We start from the raw sequence: 20,182 nt of genomic DNA, 5'->3' as shown, positions 1-20,182 counted from the left end.
CCTCGGCCATGCTAGCTGGCTGTAGCTTTATAATAAGGTGTTCTGGGGAAGGCTGCGTTACCCTTGCTTCATAGCTTTCAGGGCAATCATCGACTGAAGAATGAAAGCGCTCAATGACATCAACCAGCTCACTAATTAATGCACTCTCTTGGGTAGGGGTTAGCGACATACCATGTTCCCTTATAACTGCATTATCGTTTATGTATATCAAAATCCCTGCTTCTTTGCAGGCTAACAGACAGCGTAGCGCGCCTTAACACTAGATTCCAAGCATTAAGTCACACTTCATTAAGCCACTACTTATCTATTAAAGAGTGTTGCATGGTGCCTTTACACCACTCCAGTCTCAACAACTCTCAAAACTCTCAATGCATCATTGCCCAGGGTATGATCACTGAATATTAATGACGCGACAACAGCCTGATCAATTAGCCTTCAAAACACGTCTGCGAAACCAGTCGTCAAAATTTTCTAAACGGCCGTTTGTCAACCTCTAATACTGTGACACAAGCCACCAGACCGAAATAAAATGAAGCACACTGACCACTTCCCAAACAGACCGATAAACTAATTTTTATTACCTGGAAATGCTTAAGCATGCCATGCATAATGCGTCAAAAATACGACAGCATTTTAACGATTTACCTATTCTCTGTTCAAAAGGTTACTGGCCATGCCCCTACTAACTCAACAACAAGAAGAAGCGCTCGTTAAAGAGCTGGTCGAGGTCGTAGAGAGCTTTCAAAAAGATATTGACTCACACCCAGAGCGCTATGAAGCTTTCATTTCCCAGCCCAATGCGAACCACCTAGTCATCAAGCTACAGCCTATTACGAAAGCAGCAGAATAAGGCTGAGAACCACTCTGTCTCTAGTACACCTATGTCTCCCTTACACCTGTCTTATATAGGTGGTCCACTCGATCACTTAATCGTTTCAGCCCCCCCCCTTTCAGCCACATCTACTTCACCGCCCCAATATCCCATATCCCATATCCCATATCCCATATCCCATATCCCATATCCCATATCCCATATCCCATATCCCATATCCCATATCCTGCCAGTTTGAGCATTGGCCTAGCGCTTGCGCCAACAGCTACATGCAGACGGCCATCCGTGAAGAAGCTAGAGAAATTTCAAGCACCTAGCGCCCCTCGTTGCGTTACTTAAAAACACACACATAGCACAGCAAATCCCCTCGTTTCACCTATGCTTCTAAACAACCGTTTGTTTATAAGAAAAATGTAGAAAACGCTTTCTCCGCACTTCTAGCCGCACTACCACAAGGGATTTGCCATGCAGGCTATACAACCAACCGATAACAGCGCTCAACTTTCACTCACCTCACCGCTGCCCGAGTTCCTCCGTAAAAGCCTGGAAGGGTGCGCCTCGCTCCCCACCCTACCTTCCGTGGCCATGAATGTACTTACCATTGCCCGCTCCCCAAACGCCAGCGTAAAAGCCTATGCGGAGGCCATTGAGCACGACCCCGTACTCACCACCCGGTTACTGGCACTGGCCAATAGCGCCTACTATGCGCGTAGCGCGCCCCCGATTAGCAGCTGCCAGGAAGCCGTGGCACGTATTGGCCTAGATACCACTCTAGCCGCGACGCTCAGCTTCAGCCTGTTCCGCCAAAAAGGAGCCAACGCCTACCTACAGCGCGTATGGAGCCGCTCACTTATTGCCGCTATCGCCTCGCGTTACCTTGCCGAACAGCTCTGCCCCTCCCGCAAAGGGTTTGTGTTCACCGCAGCCCTGCTACAAGATATCGGCGTACTCGCGCTCAAATCCCTCTACCCCGAAGAAGTAGAGAGCGTTTATGAAACCCCAGCCGAACATCACCCAGAAGTAAGCCATAATGAACACCGTCTATTTGGCTGCGACCACGCCATCGTAGGTGCCTGGCTAGCAGCTAAATGGGGAGTGCCCGCCCCCATTGCAGAAGCCATACACACCAGCCACCTAGATTTCTCCTCGGCGCCAGCCGACCTATTATGCATTCGACTCTCTGGTCATATTGCCGACGCCTGGCTCTCACCATCGCCCGCCCAGGCACTGGTCAACCTCATGCGCAAGCTGGAAAGCAGCCACCTAACCGACCACCTAGCGCTGGCAGCGCTACTTAACACCATTGAAGACCAGCTACCCAGCCTTGCCAATATTCTCGAAGTCACTGCCCCCACCCACCAGGATAATGAAGCTCTGCTTGCCGAGGCCCAGCAGCTACTGTTTGAACAAACGCTGGCCCTAAGCGCCCGCCTAGACCAACAGCAGAGCGAGCTTGCCCAACTGCTTGAACGCCAAAACGAACTGGAATCCCGCAGCCGAACCGATGCACTGACCGGCATCGCCAACCGAGGATGGTTAGAAGAACAACTCGACACGCGCTTTCGCCAATGCCGCGACGTGGGCGGTACGCTCTCGGTGGTCTTTATGGATATCGACCACTTCAAATCCATTAACGACCAGTATGGCCACCTCACCGGCGACAATGTCCTGGTCAGCTTTGGCAAGCTGCTCAGCGCAGTGGTGCGGGATGGCGACTTGGCTGGCCGCTATGGCGGGGAAGAGTTTATGGTGGTTTTACCTGGGGAAGATGCTAACGGTGCCAAAAAGTTTGCCCAACGCATCGCCTATCGATTACAAGAGCAACCCATGACGTGGCACGAAGACCGGCCCGTTTATGTGACGGTCTCGATTGGGGTTGCCTGCCTCAACGATGGCGGCTTTGCCAACAGCACCGAGCTCATCAATGCCGCCGACAAAAGCATGTACTTTATAAAACATAGCGGCCGCTGTGGTATTGCCGTATACGGGCACTAACCTAGCCGTTTAATGATTGCCCCCACACTCAGCGGGGGCCTTGCTCTTTCAGACAAAGAAATCCCACTCTATCGCACTAAGATGGTGACTACCCATCTCTTCTGACTGCATAAAGCCATCCACGATATCGCGTAGCGTGGCCCCGCCCGCCGCTTGTTCACTCCAATACGCTTTACCACTCGCATCCGCAACGCGTCCTAACAAGCCTGTGTAAAGCACGTCTAGGTAGTCACTCCCTTCCTCCGCCAACCGGCCTGACTCTGGCGAGTTCAAGATAGACAGTGCGATGTCAGCACGGCTCATACCGTTCGCATATTGTTGCGCCCAGTACTGCACCCCCGACACATCCCCCTGACGCCCGAGTACCTGGGCGTACAACCCGGTGATCCAGGCAAGATCGTCCTCGTAGCTCACGGTCAGCGTTTCATCGGCAAACACTAAGGACTCCAGGTTAATCAAGGTATCGATATCCCCAGGGTCCGCCTTGGACTGCACAGTGATGACACTGTGGGCCTGAGTGACCACATAGTCTTCACGATTACCTGCATAGCTCACCGTGTCGGTGTCGCTACCACCATGCAGCTGATCGGCCCCGGTACCACCGAACAGCTCGTCGTTACCGCTATCGCCGAACAACCGGTCGTCGCCGCCCTCCGAGCCAATGGTGTCATCACCACCACCGCCGTGCAGCTCGTCGTCACCAGCCCCCAACACAATGTATTGGCTAGCATCATCACCAATCACCACGTTGTCACCGGCACCGCCAAGGATAGTGGTTGAACCGACAATACTCGCGAAATCGATATTATCGAGCTGGATTTGTTGCCCTTGTGGCAATCCACTGACATCGATAACGAACGCTTCTTGATTGGCAACTACACCATTACCACTCCCGGTACCCGTAAGCACAATGGGAACCGAGGATGGAGCGGTCCCACTAAAAGTCAGCGTACGAATATCCAGTAACGTGCCTTCTGGCCGCGAGGCCAACCACTGTGAAGCGACACCGGTCTGGTCCGGCAAGTTAGTAGGCGTTTTGCCGTTGATGCTGGCAATCAAATCTTCCAGGGCCAAGCCACGATCTGTGGCCGTACGCGCCCCTTCGTGTACCAGCGTCATCCTACCTGGCAGAGTCGCGGTGACCACATTGTTATTACCGGTATTTTCAACAAGACGAACATTGCCGGAGGTCGCACCGTTATTGCTGATGGTCTCACTCACGGAAGGCTGCCCGGAAGGCGTATTCGGCTGAGGTTCTGGCGGCGTTACCTGAATGGGTGGAGGTGTAGGTCCAGGCCCAGAAGGCGGTGTTTCGTTGACATCGGTCACGGCAATGGTCATCGCCTGAGAAGCACTCTCAGTGCCATCGCTAACGTTTACAACTACCTCGTACTGATTATCCTGGTCTTGGTCGTTCGGGGCCTCAAAATCAGGGGCCGCCTTAAAGCTCAGCGCTCCGCTGTTGGCATCCAGCGAGAACAAGCCCATATCGGCACCACCGGTGAGGCTGTACGTCAGCGTATCGCCATCCGCATCGGTGGCGGCCAGCGTTGTCACCACCGTCGCGTTCTCGGCCACGCTCAAGGTAGTGGAGGTGGTGAACACCGGAGCGTCGTTGACGGCGCTGAGTGAGACTAATGAGTTGATGGCGAGTGCAGTGGTATCAGCTCCGCCATTGGCAGTGCCGCCATCGTCCTTTACGCTAGTCAACGTTACCGTACGGTCCGCTGCCACCGTGGGGTTATCACTGGTATTGCGATAGGCGAGTCCATTCACTAACGCTTGCCACTTTGCTGTACTGTCGCTCTTGGTCAGCGCCACCGTCGCGGTGGTGCCCGAGAGGCTGACCAAATAGCCGACGCCATTGGCCATGGTGGTGCCTGAGGTGCCGTCGGTTAACGCGATTTCTGTGTCATCCACTGATAGCAACTCGTCACTACCGTCTGCGAGATTGGCAACGGTCAGCGTTAACTCGCTGATGGTATCAGCGCTCTCTACCGTATCAATGACAGTGCCGCTAAACAGGCTGGCCGCGCTGCCATCTTCAGTGAAGGTGGGGTCGGCGGCGTTGGCGGTTAGCGTCGGCGCGTCGTTCACCGCTACCTTGGTCAGCACCACACTGTTGGCAATACTGGTCGCGCCATCGCCGTCGTTCACGCTGACCGTGATGGTCTTGGTTTCCGCCGTTGGTGTATCGGACGCGTTGGTGTAGCCGAGCGAGCGCAGCAGCGTTGTGACCCGCTCCGTTGTCGCATTGAGGTTGAAGTCGACCCGGAAGTCGTTGCCTCCGCTCACGTCGTTGGCCAGCGTCCCGATGGTCATACCGCCGACTTGTACGTCAGAACCGGCCGTGGTGCCCCCAAGAGTCACCGACCCACCGACAGACAGCACGTCGTCCGCGCCAACGCCGCCGGCCATGGTGACGGTCAGGTTGCCATTGTTGAAATCAGGCGGATTGTTGTTGTCGTTGAAGGTCGCGTCGCCGTCGACATCCAGCGGAACGGCGCCCCCTCCCTCAGTAAAGGTGACACTGTCGCCGTCAAGATTCCCGATCGTCGGCCGATCGTTAACAGTGACGGAGATGGTATCTGAATCCTGGTTCGTACCGTCGGAACTCAAGACCGTGATGGTCTGGTTGCCGGCCGCGTCGACGGCGGGCGTGTACTGCAGGGTGGCGAGCGTCGCGTTGACGTCTGCGACTGAGCCCACGATCTGGATCGAGTGGGTCGATCCGCCGGTTACCGTGGCATCGCCGGTAGCGGTGAAGCTGCCCTCGCCCGCGCCAACCGAGACCGTCGTGGTCACATTGGCGCTGTCGGCGTCGGCAACCGAAATGCCGGTCAGCGCCTGCGCCGTGCCGTCGATACCAGTCTGCGTCCCTGGTACCGTGTTGATCGGCGCCGCCTCAACATTGATGGTTGAGGTTGCCGCCGCGGAGGTGGCCGCGTTGACGCCGGTGGCATCGGTGATCGTGGTGCTGAAGGTGTGCGCACCGCCGTCGGTGCTGGTGTATCCCAGCGCGCGGAGCAGCGTCTGGACCCGCGCCGGCGTGGCGTCGGCGGTATCGAAGGTGATCACTAGATCGTTGCCGTCCTGGCCGTCGGTGGTCACCGAGCCGATGTTGGTGCCGCCCACCGCGATGGTCTGCCCGGCCGCGATGGTGCCGTTCCCGTTGGAGGTGACGTCGCCATCGAGCGAGAAGTTCCCCTCCAGCGCGCCGGTCTTTGTAATGGTTAGATTGCCACCGTTGAAGTCGCCGGAATCCAAGTCCGTCACCGTGACGTTGCCGTCCTGGTCGAAGCGGACCGTCTGACCGTTGCTGGCGGAACCGGTATCGCCCGACAAGGCGCCGATCAGCGGCGGGTTCGGGGTCACGCTCAACGTGAAGGTCGCCGTCGTGTCCTCGTCGCCGCTGTTCGCGGTGCCGTCATTGTCGTTCAAGGTCAGTGTAAAAGTGCGGTCACCCAGACCGCTCGGCGCGCTGTAGGTCAGGGATTCCAGCAGGTTTTGAACGCGCGCGTTGCTGGCGTTCGCGTCGAACGTGATCTGCAGCGTGTTGCCGGCCTGCCCGTCGTTCGTGACGTGGACCGTGCCGATGGCATGACCGCCGATCGAGACCGTCTCGCCCGCGGCGATCGTGCCATCGCCGCCGGAGGTCGCGTTGGTGCCGTCCAGCCCCCAGAACCCGTTGGCCGTGCCGGATGGCTGGGCGATTGTCAGCGTGCCGCCGTTGTAGTCGTCAGTATCCGCGTTCGCCACCGTCGCGTCGTCGAACAACCCGACATTGACCGCGCCGCTGCCGGCCGTGATCTGACTGGTCTCGCCGTCGACGGAACCGACCTGCGGCGGATTGTTGACCGCCGTCAGGGTCACCGTGGATTGCATGTTCGGTGCCGCCGTATTCGTCCCCCCGCCGCTGTCCGCGATGCCCGTGATGGTGACGACGCGATCGCCGGCCGTCGTCGGATTGTCGCTGCTGTTGCGATAGCCCATGGAGTCGACCAGCGTCTCCATCTGCGCGGTCGTAAGATTGGCACCAGTGAAACTGACGGTCGCGGTGCCGCCGGTCACGGAAACATTGACGATCAGGCCGTTCATATCCGTCATGGTGGTGCCAGCCACGAGCGCCACGTCGGTTCCGTCGAAGCGGAGGATCTCGTTGCTGCCGTCGGCGACGTTGGTCACCGTCAGGGTCATCGCGGTGAAGCGGTCCGCCGCCTCGACCGTGCTGGCGTCGAGCCCGCTGAACAGATCGGCCGCCGCCGCGCCTTCGATATAGGTCGGGTCCTCACCGAACACATTCAGCTTCGGCGCGTCGTTGACGTTAGTGATACTTACCTGTGTCGAGCCGGAGTCATTACCGCCATCGCCGTCGGCGAATGTCCAGCTCAGGTCGACAGTACTGGCCGGGTCGTCGGAACCGTTGGCGTAGGTAATGACCTGCAGCACCTCATTGACCAGAGCCGTGGTGGCGGGGGTGGCGCTGCTGGTAAAATTGACGGTCAAGGTGCCGCCAGTGCTGGTGAAGGTAGCGAAGGTTTGATCACCGTACTGCAGGTCGCCTCCAACGACTGTAAAGCTGGCGCCGCCGTTATTAAACGCGAACTGATCATTGGTGTTGGCGCCCCCATTACGGGCCAAGGTCAGGGTGGCGCCTGAGAAATCGCCATTGCCACCATTGAGTGCGCCCAGCTCGCTGTCGGCTACGGATACATCGGTATCCAGGGCCACCGGTGCGCCGCCCTCGGTAAAGGAGGGTGTGCCATCCAGGGCCGTGAATACCGGGGCGTCGTTGACCCGGTTGATGGTCAGGGTCTGGGTGGCCAGTACGGTCTGGTTGCCGCTGTCGCCGTCATCGATCTGCACAGTGAGGTCGGTGTTGAAGCTGCCGTTCTGGCCGCTGTTGTTGGCGGGCGTGAAGCTGGCGTTGTCAAGGGCAGTGCTGGCCTCGGCGACGGTCAGACCGGTGGCGATGTAGGTGGTGCCGCCATCGGATGTGCTCCAGACGCCACTGGTGTCCAGGGAGCCTGCGGCACTGTCACTAAGGGTAATGGTCAGTGTCAGGTCGTTCTCGCCAGCATCCGGGTCGGCCACGGTGAGGTTCTGGAACAGGGCGGTGGCACCGGCGTTATCATTGAGTGTGGTGGTGGTCAGGGCGCCGGTGCCGCTGGGAGCTTCGTTGATGTCGCTGATGTCGACGTTCATGGTTTCCGTTACCGGTGTGGTGCCATCGGTGGCCTGCACTTCCAGGGCGAAACTGGACGCTGTCTCGTAGTCGATCTGGCTGGTGTCGTTGACCGTGATTGCGCCGGTCATTCCGTCGATAGCGAAAGCGCTGTCGGTATTGCCGGAGACAATAGACCAAGTAACGTTGTCGTCGTCACTGGCTGCAGTAAGGGTGGGCGTACCGACGCTGGTGCCGTTGGCAACGTTTTCTGCCACGGTACTGAACGGGTTTGCGGTAGCGGTAATGGCCGGGGCAATGTCGTTGACATTGATGGTGATGTCTTGGGTCGCGGTGTTGTTGGAATCTTCGCCATCGTTCGCCTGGATGGTTAGGGTGTAGCTGGAGGTGCTTTCGAAATCCAATGCCGCGGGATAGGCCAGGCGAATTTCGCCATCATCAGTATCGATACTGAAGGCCCCTGAGTCATTGCCGGCGGTGATAGTGTAAGTGACGGAGTCGGTGCCACCACCGTCGCCGTCGTTGGCGTTTATGTCATGGACAACCGAGGTGGTGTCGGTTGATGTTTCATCAATAGAGAGCGTCCCGGGGTCCGAATTCTCGAACGAGGGAGCGGTGTTGGTGGCCGGGGCAGCAGCATTGCTGATCCCAAAAGACCTGAATTCAAAACTGGAAATCGAGATTTCGGCGTTGTAAGGGGAACCTGAGCTGGATTCCAGCTCATCGAACGCCAGACGGAACTTGGTCAGGTCCCTTCCCACAAAACTACTGAGACTGCCTGCGTCGAAGGTCCATGTCTCATCATTGTCCAGGCCTGTGGAGGTGAGGGGTTGGGAAGTAACCGTTCCTCCCTCTTTTAGATAGCCGGTGATGGTCAGATTGCCAAAATCCATGCCTGAGTACTCAGCCGCCACCAGGGACGTCAACTGGAACGTGTCTATGTTGGTCCCATCCGCAGCCACCTCAAAATAGAAAGGGTCTCCATTATCGATCGAATATCCGGTATCCGCAGGATCAATATAGGCCAGTAGTTGAGCAGTGTAGACATCAACGGGGAGCGGGACCGGCGATGCCCCAAGCTGGCCGGCCGATACGGAAAAATAACTGGAGATCAGTGTGTTACCAGTGTCCGCGAAACCGCTGAAGTTCCGTACTCCGTCACCTGGGGTCGCCAGAACGCCATTGAAATGGTCGCTCTTCATCAGACTGTGGGCTCCAATAATGCCTGTTGACGTTTCCAGCTCCCAGTCACCGCCCTGCTCGTGGTTGCCGGTCAGGTCATCCGAAGCCGCCACATCCGCTCCCGTCACCAGCGCCAGCTCCTCCACAAACTGCCGGCCCTGCTCACCGGCACCCACATCACAGCCATACACCAGCAGGTCACCTTCCTCACTGAAGCTGCCACGAATCAGCGCCAGGGCCTCGGCATGATCGGTCAGTGACTCGCTGGAGAGGACGTCATCCCCCATGTGAATCTGACCTTCGCTACCGTGGGTAAACAGGTGCAGTCCGTCGACGTTCTGCGTTCCCGATAGCTTTGCGGCCAGCTCTTCAATGCCGTCGCTATCACCGGACAACAGCAGGATCTCCATGCCCTGCGCCCGGGCGTCGTGAATGAGTGCCTCGTGGCCGGCGATGCTGGTGTCAATGGCGGCAATCTGGCGGGAGGGGGTGTGGGCGGTCATAAGTTATTCTCCGGCAACAGCAGCGGTGATGTCAGTTTTGGTCGGTATCGTTGGTCTGGGCAGCAATCACATGGGCTTGGCTGGCTTTTAGGTCGCGCCAGAACGCCATGCCCTGGAAGCGTTTGAACAGATCGGGCGGTAACAGAGTCCGGCGGGGCTGAAGCTCCACTTTGGGGCGAACCTTATGCAGACCGGACACACCCAGGGCCTCGTCAAACTCCGGGGCGTCGTAGTCGACGTTATCGAAGTCGTGCTCGAACAATGGCTCACCCAGGAATTCGTAGATCAAGGGCAGGACTTTGTCCGGGGCCTTGGCTAGCAGTTCGTACTCAACGATCAGCAGGGATTTTGCCTGCTCGCCGTAGAAGGCCTCCTTCAGGCCGGTATAGGCTCTTCCCACCAGGGCGTCGTGCTGCATCATGGCCTCCGCACGGCTGTAGACCGTGCCCTGATTCTGCGGGCCGAACAGGCGGGTAAAGTGGTAGGGATTGCTGCGCACCTGCCGATCCAGGCTGTCCATCACCCAGGACAGGTCTCGAACGCAGGCTATGACTTTGGCCTCAGGAAACAGCCCGTCCAACAGCGGCATCCGCGCTGACCATATGCGGTTGGTGTCGAAAATGACAGGTCGGTCAGTAAGGCTATGGTAATAGTTGTCGAACAGTCCGCGAAGAATGTCTTGCCGTTGCTGAGCTTCCAGGTTCAGGGCTGCTTCCGATCCGGGGCTCATGATCTGCATGGCGCCGCCTACTAGTGAGCCCAGACCGGACGTCATGTCGGCATGAAAGCGGGGGTTCTGCCGCAACAGTGCAGCCAGCAGTGTCGAGCCGGAGCGGGGCAGGCCGGTAATGAAGTGGAACTGACGTTGGTTATTCACAGCCTCTCCATGCGATGAGCGCGTGATGTCATGGATGTATCGTGTTTGATCGGGCAGTAGGGTAGTGATGCAAACGAGGGCCGGCGTGGCAGCGTTGTCATGACCTGATTATTGACCGTGCCCCCTCCGATGGCCTGTGCATGAGGCACCGTCAGGAGCGCCGCGCTTGACAACAGGGCATCAGGCAGCATGCGCTGCCACGGTGGTTTATTCATGGATGCCCCCCTCTTTCAAGATTCCCGCTTTTTCATGAGCTTTGTCATTATTGTTTGGCGTATAAAAAGCATCTTGACACCAACTTTATATTAGTCTTTTTCAACCCAGAGTAACAGTCACCTGGGTGCAAGGCGCCATGACCGACCCTGGCACCCTTCCCTTCACGCGAGAAAATCCCACTGAACGTCATGAAGGTCATGGCTGCGCATCTCATCCGAGAACATGAAGCCATCCACTATCTCACGTAGCGTGGCGCCCTGGCACCTGGGAATACAGACCCGTAATCCACTGTAGATCCTCACCGTAGCTCAACACCAATCACCACGTTATTACCGGCCTTTGCAACCAGACGAATGCTGCCGAAGATCGCACCATTATTGCTGATGGTCTCACTCACGGAAGGCTGTCCAGAAGGCGTATTCGGCTGCAGCTCTGGTGGCGTCACCTGAATGGGCGAAGGGGAAGGAGTAGGAGGCTGTGTTTCGTTGACATCGGTCACGTCAATGGTCATCGCCTGAGAAGCACTCTCAGTGCCGTCGTTAACTTCTACAAATACCTCGTACTGATTATCCTGGTCTTGGTCGCTTGGGGCCTCAAAATCAGGGGCCGTCTTAAAACTCAGCGCCCCGCTGTTGGCATCCAGCGAGAAAAAGGCCATATCGGCACCACCGGTAAGGCTGTATGTCAGCGTCGCGCTGTCGGTGCCACTATTTGCCGTGCCGCCGCTATCGGTAATGCCGGTAAGGGTCACCACACGCGAGGTACCGGTTCAGCTTGCCCATCCGCTCCAGAAAGATTTCGCGGCGGGTCTTTCGCTTCTTGTTCTGGTACTCGGCTTCGGAGAAGGTGATTTGATCCATGGCAGCCCTGGACCCTAGACAGTTGACGATGGCCATATTATCGCTGCTGGTCGTGAGTTTTTCAGAGCTTCCCTAGAGTAGTTTTGCAATGAAGGTGACTATAAATTAGCAATGGAACGCAATTTTTGACCATTTTTTGTCTCAGACTGAGACGTGCCAAGCGTTTTCACACAGCCTCGGCCCGTTCCAGACAAGGTTTTCCCACTGGGTCAACGCCCCTAAATACTCGGAACCAAACACCTATCTTATAATCGGGGCATGCAAGATATACGGCGATATAGTGTACTGGACCAAGAATATTCAGCCCTAGAAACAACATTCATCACTATCACATGCTGCCAATGTGTACACTGCCCTTACCCATGTTTGAACGTGTTTCAACATCTATTAAAAAAGCGCACTCATAAGACGCTCAACCGCTGCATTGATTGAGATCAGCTCTGTATTAAGCGTTAATTCAGGCTGTTCAGGTGGCTCATAGTCGGAATCAACCCCCGTCATGTTAGGCAAATCGCCAGAACGGGAACGACGATACAACCCCTTGGGGTCACGCGTTTCGCAAACAATGAGCGGCGTACTCAAGTACACCTCGCAATAAACATCCGAGGGGAACAGGCTACGTACCAGGGCCTGCTGCGAATTCAGTGGCGTAATAAACGCCGCTAGCACGATATACCCCTCTGCCATTAATAAGCGGGCCACATGTGCTGAACGCCGCAGGTTTTCTGTTCTATCGGCAGCACTGAAGCCCAAATCTGCGTTAAGGCCATCCCGTAAACAGTCACCATCCAGATGATAAACCCTGTTGTAGCCAGAAGCTGCCAACCGCTCACGTAAAGCAGCGGCCAGAGTACTCTTGCCACTGCCACTTAATCCTGTCAGCCACACCACCCGCCCCGGTAGGGAAGTAACACGTTTCGGCAACGGACCCCTCCTTCTCTTTATATAATCTGCAGCCTTTTCCATATGGTCACCGCACCTGCATAAATTACCGCGCCTGATCAACAAGGGCACGACGATTTTCTGCTTCAGCTAGCATGTTCTGATTGATAATGACGAGATAATGAGAGATCAAGCGACTAACTAACTGACTAAACTAACCCACCAACGCAGCATTAACCTTTAGAACAGCCTTCACAGCCTTATCGCGATGTTGCGAGTCTCTTGCTGCCCCCTGGTCACGATAGGCTTTGCATGCCGTTAGCGCTGCACCCTGCCCCACTGAAGGTTGAGCCGCCAGCATGATAGGCAGTGCCGAAAGTCGCTCATATAAAAGGCCAAACAACTGAGCGTCCATTAAAGCCCCCTCCAGCACCGCCTCCGCAGGACGAAAGGCGCCAACCTGCGTGAGCGCAATCATATAGTTACTTGCGGACTGCAGCTGAATAAAACCATTGTTAGAGACGCTAATCAATGGAAAGTAAGGGGCTAGCGCAGGCATGAGATGATTAGGATAAAGACGCGCCTGCCAATAGCGTTCTGCCACTCGAGAGAAATGATGAAAATCACTAATGGGCACTAACCGTGCTTCAGAGAAGGGAAGTATCTCTATCGGCGGTTTGCGGGGGTCAACGGTATCGTTGGCCACATCTACATAAAGCACGCCTACCAACAGCGCATTCTGAAAATAATCACCACGTAGATCCCCCCACACCTGACGCACCAACCCGCCTTGACGCACAAAATGTATCAACGCCTGAAAGCCACAAGCAGCCTCCGGGTTAAGCGTTGCAGGGTCTAGCTGAGATAAACGTTGAAGCAGCGCCTGGGAAATTTCCAGGCACTGCCCCAGCGGGTAAGGCTTACCCTGTTTGACAGGGCGGGCCTTACTAAGCTCAGCATCCAACGAGCGTCGCAAGCTAATGAATAACGTGGCTAACGCCTGAACAGCAGGTAACAAATACTGCTCTGTGAGCCTTGTTTGCGTTACTTCATCCGCTATGCGTGGCTCGTTGGGTAATAGCGGCATAGTGGCGTGCCTTAGTTTTTTTATTTTGCATTAACGAAATACATGCTCGGGGTTGACTGGCCAACTGCATGCTGTTCATTTGTTGATCAAGCCCCAGCCCGTAGCCAATAAACTTGAGTGGAAAAGCTCACAACCTCACTTCAGTTGCTACGGGTAACCCTTTGCTTAACTATCAAAATCAAACATCAACTCGTCATCATCGTCGGCACCATCTAATACGCTATCCAGGTTTCCAGGTACGTCTTGAGCACCCGCGACTTTAGCCAGCAGCTCGGCACGCTGTGTTAGCTGGCTAAGCTGATGAGTCGAAAGCATTTGAGCATAGGCAAGTGAAAGCGGCCCACCACGCAGGCCATGCAACGTCTCAGCATCCAGCGCGTTGAGCGCCTGTTCACTAATACGATGCAAACCATTAACCTGTAACGGTTCTTGCCCCTCACCCCGGCCAATCTGCAAGGGCCAGGACTCAATCACACCAGCGGTAGCCAGCTTACCCACACAGGCTGCTGTTAGCTGACGGTTTTCTTCACACTTCTGTAAAAACTCGATGGTTTGAGCCACCGAACTTGCCAACTGGCCTTCTTCATCAAACAACGGCTTAGCCGAAGGCTCATCGGTCAACTGTTCTTGGTCGATGCACAGTACCGTTTGCTCTTCTTGCTTCGCCAACCGAAATGGATAACCACGCAGCGCAGCAGGCACATAGCTGCCCAACCACTTACCTTCCGGGTGCAAGTACAGATTACCCTGCCCCAGGCCAATTAATGCCACTGGCACGTACGCCTCTTGCTCTTTCACAAACCCCAGCGTGTAGTGCGGCATTAACTTACCCAACTCAGCCAACACCACAGGCACCACCTGCTGTCCCTTGGTGAAATGGTAGCCATCACGCGGCCAGTACAGCTGTTCAGCGTGCTCGGTTTTGGAAATTGCAATCCATTGGGTCACAGGCATACCTCATTGAGTAACGGAGCCGCCATGCATTACCCCTTCAGATAACGCATGGAAAATAAACGTATAATAAGAAATGTATAGTAAGAGACATAGTGTAGCGGCTCGCCCCGTGCACTGGCTAGCAAGGGCTTTAGCCACTAATTGGCAAAGCCGTTAGCTTTGAAACCATCAGCATTCCTTTTAGGCAAACAATCAAGTATTCTTTACTCGCTTATAGATGGAGCAGACGAGAATAAGGGCACTGGGCGATGAGCATGTTTTCGATTGGGCTAAGCGGGCTAAATGCGGCACAAAACGCGCTGAACACCACCAGCAACAATATCAGCAATGTTTACACCCCCGGCTACAACCGGGAAATTACGATTCTGGGTGAACAGTCCTCAGGCAGCCCCGGCGTGCAGGTCAACGATATTCAGCGCCAGTTCAATCACTATGTGGCCAGTCAGCTGAATAACGCCCGTACCCAATCCACGGCGTTAGAGAAATACAGCCAGCAGATAACGCAAATCGACAGCCTGCTTGCCGACCGCGACGCCGGTCTTTCACCGCTGATGCAAACCTTCTTTTCCAGCCTGGAAGATCTAGCCAGCGCCCCCTCAGACCCCGCCTCCCGCCAAGGGGTTATTGGTACCGCGCAAACGCTCAGCGCCCAGTTCCGCTCGTTTGATAGCTACCTGCAGGACATGCAGAGCAACATCAACAGCGAAATTGAAGACGAAATTACCCAAGTAAATAACACCACCCAGCAAATTGCCGGGCTAAACCGCGAAATTGCCCTGTCGCGCGCCCGCAGCGGCGAAGCGCCCAACAGCCTGCTGAACCAGCGCGACCAGATGATTGCCGAGCTAAACGAGCGCCTAAACGTACGGCTCAATATTCAGGATGGCAAAACTTACAACGTCAGCCTGCCCAACGGCCAGCCATTAGTGAGCGGTGCCGATGCGTTCAAACTCACTCCCATTACCGCAGAAAACGACCCCCAACGCACTATTGTTGGCTACCGGGATGGCAGTGGCAACGTGGTATCCCTTGACGAGGACGTGCTTACTGGCGGCAGTCTGGGCGGGCTACTGCGCCTCCGCCAGGAGGCGCTGGATAAAACCCAAAACCAAATTGGCCAGCTCGCCGTATCGCTCACCACCGCCTTTAACGAAGTACACAAACAAGGCATTGATTTAGGCGGCGAACAAGGCAAAAACTTCTTTTCAATACGCGCGCCCCAAGCCTATAGCGGCAAAAACAACAGCGCAGAAGTAAGTACCATTACCTTTGATGCCACCCGCGTTGATGACCTACGCGCCACCGACTACCAAGTAAAGTACGACGGCAGCAGCTTCAGCGTTACCCGGCAAGACAGCGGAGAAGAAGTAAATGCCGAATGGGATGGCACCACCCTCTCGTTCGGCGGTATCGATATGACGCTAACCGGCGCCCCCGCTGCAGGCGATACGTTTAACGTACAGCCCGTGCGCCGCGCCGCCGCAGGTATGGACGTACTCGTCAGCGACCTGGATAAAATTGCCGCCGCGCAGGGCCCGGTAAGCCCCATGCCCTATTCCACAGTAGATTTCCAGTCGCAGAGCACAACGCGCCTGGGGCAAACAGAGAGTTTTGCCAGTAAATTTGCCACAGGAAGTACGTTGACCGGAGAGACTTCGGGCATTAAGCCATTTGCCTTTATTCCTGTTGATGCCAAAAATGTTGAAATCCACCTCACCGATTTAGGGGCAGATGACGACATCCAGATATTCACCCGAGATGGTAAACACCTCATCGGCACTCCCGTCACAGGAAGTGATGCTGACTATACATGGACAAGTAATAGCATTAATTCTGAAGATGACCTTGAAACACAAGTGTTCACTTTAGCCCGCGGTTTTCCTGAGGGTACGACTTACAGTGATGAAGAACTGCTTTTTCACAAAGGCACTAACTTCTCAAGTGACCTTGCCGATGGCGTGACTTCCAGCTACAACGGTATGACCTTTACTTATACCGGTGATGCGGATCATTTTGACAGTGAAGGCGCTATTAATGACGGCAGTAGCTCTCTCGACGGCATGAGTGAAAAGTTAAATATCGACACGGTTACTGAACCACTCTTTGTGCTGATATCGGGCAATGGTCGTTTCAACATCACCGCCACCTGGGATGACATGCCAGGGGTGCCAGCGGCAGGGGGCGCAATTTCAGACAACACCCCCATTGGCCGCGTGCAGAACCAGCTTGAAGTCAGCGAGATTGACGTTGCCCCAGCGTTCAAACAAATGGATGCCAAGTACCAACCGCCCAGCTTTGCGATTAAAGCCGCTGACGACGGCGCCCTTACCCTTGGGCTGTTTGGGGCAGAGAGCGACAACAACCTGTTTGTTTCCCCGGATGCTGGTTCGGTGCCCACTTCCCCGCCGCCGGAAGGCATTTACAGCATCTTTAAAGAAGATGGCACTGAAATCGACAATGTACTTTCGGTGAATGCTGGCACCGGCGACACCCTCGCCGTGGGCGAGCGCTTAATCATTAAAGACGATACCACGGGCGCCACCATCCTCAGCTTTACCGTTGACGAGCTGCCCAGCAATGGCACCACCAGCGGCGTGACCTTCACAGGCATCACCGGCACCACCGGCCCCGGCGACAACCGCAACGCCCTGGCGCTACAAGACCTGCAAAACGAATTAACCGTAGGGGGCAGCGCCTCGTTCAGCGGTGCTTACGGCGCGATGGTGAGCGACGTAGGCAACCAAACCAACATCGCCCAGGTAAACCTGGATGCCCGCCAAGGGCTGACCGATCAACTGCGCGCCGTTCAACAGTCGGAATCTGGCGTCAACCTGGATGAAGAGGCAGCCAACCTCATCCGCTTCCAGCAGTTTTACCAAGCCAACGCCCGTGTGATCAGTACGGCATCGACCATTTTCGATACCATTCTTGGCCTGCGGAGTTAGTAGATAAGGGCACCGTACTTATACTCAAGCAACTCACCTGACGCAAAAATAGCCGCATAAAGAGCGGCTATTACACGCAATTTAGATTCAGGCGAGCCGCGAGCATAACTGCGCTAAGCAGCCAATGGTGGCGAACACATCAGACAATCCAAACACCTAGTTAACCTCTACTCTAATAACATTAAAAAAGCCAGTTAGCACCATGCTAACTGGCTCTGTCGACAAATCAAGTCAAGCTTAATGAACTGAAAACGTAAGCAACCTAACTTGGACCTCAACTTGCAAATAAGTCGAAAAGACGACTTCTAGAACACCCAATTTCCGTTATCTTCATTCAAGCCTGTCAGCCAACTTGCATTATTAATATTCTCATCAGAAACAGCGAAAGAGTTTAAGACCCCTGCCTGCGAAAGCCCCTGATCGATTTCACCCAACCAGTACTCTTTCCCTGCGGAATCTGCCGCTCTATCTAAGACGTTGAAATACATGCGATCAATAAACTCTTCATCGCTACTTACATTAAAATTACTTTGAAATTCGGAAGACTGAATAAAGCTATGAGCAATACCCTCAAAGCTCATGCCTGTGGCATACTCATCAATCCAGTAATTCAGACCCTCAATATCAGGCAAGCGGTTAAGAGCAGCCTCGTAGAGTAGAGCAATGTTTTCTGCCGCTTCCTGGGGCACTAAAGAGGTTGCTGGCGGAGTCCCAGCTGGTAAATTCTGCTCCACTCCCTCATAAGTTGAAAGCTTTAACTGTTGAAGGCCTTGCTGCGCGTTCCATTGTTCGAGAGCAGAAGGAGAAAGGCGCGCAGTCATGTTGGCGTTTAGTGTTTCTGCAATGGCTTCAGCACTTAAATCGCCACGCTCAGCAATTTGCTGCCAAACACTGTTCCAATCCAAAGATGCCCAAGCTTTGTTGATCTCCTTGGTAGCAGCAAATTGGTTTGCGGTAAACGCTCCCCCCGTCACGCTTTCCAATTCAGCGTAGGAGATATCACCAAACCCTTGACTGTAAACCATACCTTCGATTTGGGAAAAACTAAATGCTTCCCCCTCTGTGGTTACAATGGTTTCAATAAGCCCTTGTCCTTTAGCATCTAAAACAAAGACCCCTTGGCCAGTCGCTTGGTTCACAAGCATTAAGTCTTCGCCGTTAACAAAAGCGCCGACATAATCGCTTGAGGCTCCGTACACTGACAAGGTATCGTGGCCAGAAGTATCAAAGACGAGGCCATAATCACCATCAAACTCATAGCGGTCATCGCCATTGCCACCTAGCATAACGGCGGCATAATATTCGTAATCATTCCAGTTGGCGACTAAGGTATCATTACCATCGAAGCCAAACATAAAGGCATTACTATCAGCAGATAAATAGTTGCCTTCGCCATTACCAAAAATAATTCTTTGCATATTTCCCACCCTTAAATATGTATTAAAAAGACGTTAACCAACTAGCCGACCAGTGAAGCTAGTTACCCTGCAGCGCACTCCGCTTATTAGAACGTATAAGTGACACCAATCACTGCAACGGGGAATACAGGAAGTTTATCGATATCGTCTTTTAAGCTTTCCTCTTCAGCACGAATATCATCTTGCAGCACCGGATTGATCGTTTCAAAGCCGTTGGTGGTACTCAGAGAAACATCAACATTGGTTGCTACAACACCAAACTCAGAGAACAGTGAGAACCCACTCTCATGGGAGCTGCGCCAGCCAAGGCCCACATAAGGCTGAGTACCATCTGAAACAGTTGCCACCCCAATAACCGAGCCAATTTCAGCTGCAGAGTAATTTTGATTATTAAACTCATAGACACCACCACTTTCAGGGGTGCCTACCACGCTCGCCTCGATATCAGGCATCATCACGCCAGCAGAAAGAAAGAACCGGCCGCCAAATGGAAAATAATCAACCTTGACGCTCGACGCCTTCATTTCAAAATCAGCATCGTAATTGACGCTGTCTTCATTAAAATCGGTGCCAAAACTCAAGCCATCTGTATAGCGTGCGGTCACGGCCAGATGTTCATGGAAGCGCCAGGAGGCGTCAGCCCCAAACCCGGTGGTACCCGCAATCGCGGACACTGATACTTTTTGATCAAACGCCTGACTAGTACCAGCAAGCGCCAACAACACCGAACCACACACCACGCCGAGTGTTTTTTTCATTTTTCTACCCTTTTCCCCGAATTATTATTTGGCCTTATCCCGATACAGAAACTCTCCCTAATGAGTTTCTTTAAGACCTATTTATTAATCCTGTCAGCACACAGGACTGCCTAACCTTACTTCAATTTAAATTAAAATTATGTAAGCCATTCGCCACAAGGATTGTAAGAAAAAGCCTACGACTTAAGTATTGCAAAGCCCATCTCCTGATAGGTAGGCTTACGGATTGGTGAATCAATGTTCAATAGAAATTAAACAAAGAAAGTAGAACCTAATAAGATGGGGATTACTTTCTCAACAGCATTCGCTTTTATATCAACAGTGGTTCGCGACGAGTTAATAGGTAACCCCATATAACCACCAGGCCATAGTGGTAGATTGTCAGGCATTAAATGAATCGCCCCGGGTATTCTAGACACCCGTTAGGCTCTTAAAGTAACGCCTTTCATACTCAACCGGTGACAAGTTATCACTTGTGCCGTGTCGGC

Annotated in this window: 11 protein-coding genes; 3 read left to right on the top strand and 8 right to left on the bottom strand. The window is 54.3% G+C overall.

Features of this window, described 5'->3' with window-relative positions:
• Window positions 1-673 precede the first annotated feature (673 nt).
• Both ACIGG6_RS09675 and ACIGG6_RS09670 read left to right on the top strand, forming a co-directional pair.
• Window positions 674-850, top strand: a complete 177-nt coding sequence (locus ACIGG6_RS09675; RefSeq protein WP_161491518.1) for a hypothetical protein — start codon at window positions 674-676, stop codon at window positions 848-850.
• 447 nt (window positions 851-1,297) lie between these two features.
• Window positions 1,298-2,827 (top strand): sensor domain-containing diguanylate cyclase, encoded by a 1,530-nt coding sequence (locus tag ACIGG6_RS09670; protein ID WP_399844163.1) that lies wholly within the window; start codon window positions 1,298-1,300, stop codon window positions 2,825-2,827.
• A gap of 48 nt (window positions 2,828-2,875) precedes the next feature.
• On the opposite strand, the gene ACIGG6_RS09665 is transcribed toward ACIGG6_RS09670, so the two are convergent.
• From ACIGG6_RS09665 to ACIGG6_RS09640, 6 genes are all read right to left on the bottom strand, one after another.
• Window positions 2,876-9,697, bottom strand: a complete 6,822-nt coding sequence (locus ACIGG6_RS09665) for a DUF4347 domain-containing protein (protein ID WP_399844162.1) — start codon at window positions 9,695-9,697, stop codon at window positions 2,876-2,878.
• 31 nt (window positions 9,698-9,728) lie between these two features.
• On the bottom strand, window positions 9,729-10,574 hold the full coding sequence (locus ACIGG6_RS09660; protein ID WP_399844161.1) for a sulfotransferase family protein: 846 nt from the start codon (window positions 10,572-10,574) through the stop codon (window positions 9,729-9,731).
• A gap of 514 nt (window positions 10,575-11,088) precedes the next feature.
• On the bottom strand, window positions 11,089-11,544 hold the full coding sequence (locus ACIGG6_RS09655) for a cadherin repeat domain-containing protein (protein ID WP_399844160.1): 456 nt from the start codon (window positions 11,542-11,544) through the stop codon (window positions 11,089-11,091).
• Between the two features lie 493 nt (window positions 11,545-12,037).
• Window positions 12,038-12,574 (bottom strand): adenylyl-sulfate kinase, encoded by a 537-nt coding sequence (gene cysC / locus ACIGG6_RS09650; RefSeq protein ID WP_399844159.1) that lies wholly within the window; start codon window positions 12,572-12,574, stop codon window positions 12,038-12,040.
• Between the two features lie 172 nt (window positions 12,575-12,746).
• On the bottom strand, window positions 12,747-13,619 hold the full coding sequence (locus tag ACIGG6_RS09645) for a hypothetical protein (protein WP_399844157.1): 873 nt from the start codon (window positions 13,617-13,619) through the stop codon (window positions 12,747-12,749).
• Between the two features lie 165 nt (window positions 13,620-13,784).
• Window positions 13,785-14,567, bottom strand: coding sequence for a SapC family protein (locus ACIGG6_RS09640; RefSeq protein ID WP_399844156.1), 783 nt, complete (start codon window positions 14,565-14,567; stop codon window positions 13,785-13,787).
• A gap of 254 nt (window positions 14,568-14,821) precedes the next feature.
• Between ACIGG6_RS09640 and flgK the strand changes: the two genes are divergently transcribed.
• Complete coding sequence (flgK, locus tag ACIGG6_RS09635) at window positions 14,822-17,518, top strand: flagellar hook-associated protein FlgK (RefSeq protein ID WP_399844154.1); 2,697 nt, start codon at window positions 14,822-14,824, stop codon at window positions 17,516-17,518.
• Window positions 17,519-17,823: 305 nt separating this feature from the next.
• Here the strand turns inward: flgK and ACIGG6_RS09630 are convergent, their stop codons facing one another.
• Both ACIGG6_RS09630 and ACIGG6_RS09625 read right to left on the bottom strand, forming a co-directional pair.
• Entirely contained in the window at window positions 17,824-18,936 is a 1,113-nt protein-coding gene (locus ACIGG6_RS09630) for a DUF4214 domain-containing protein (RefSeq protein ID WP_399844153.1), read from the bottom strand.
• Window positions 18,937-19,022: 86 nt separating this feature from the next.
• Entirely contained in the window at window positions 19,023-19,694 is a 672-nt protein-coding gene (locus ACIGG6_RS09625) for a hypothetical protein (RefSeq protein WP_399844152.1), read from the bottom strand.
• Between the last annotated feature and the right edge of the window lie 488 nt (window positions 19,695-20,182).

The sequence above is a fragment of the Vreelandella lionensis genome (assembly GCF_044543515.1).
GTDB classification, from domain to species: domain Bacteria; phylum Pseudomonadota; class Gammaproteobacteria; order Pseudomonadales; family Halomonadaceae; genus Vreelandella; species Vreelandella lionensis.
The sequence above is the reverse complement of the archived record's forward strand: the minus strand, read 5'-3'. Positions and strand labels throughout refer to the sequence as shown.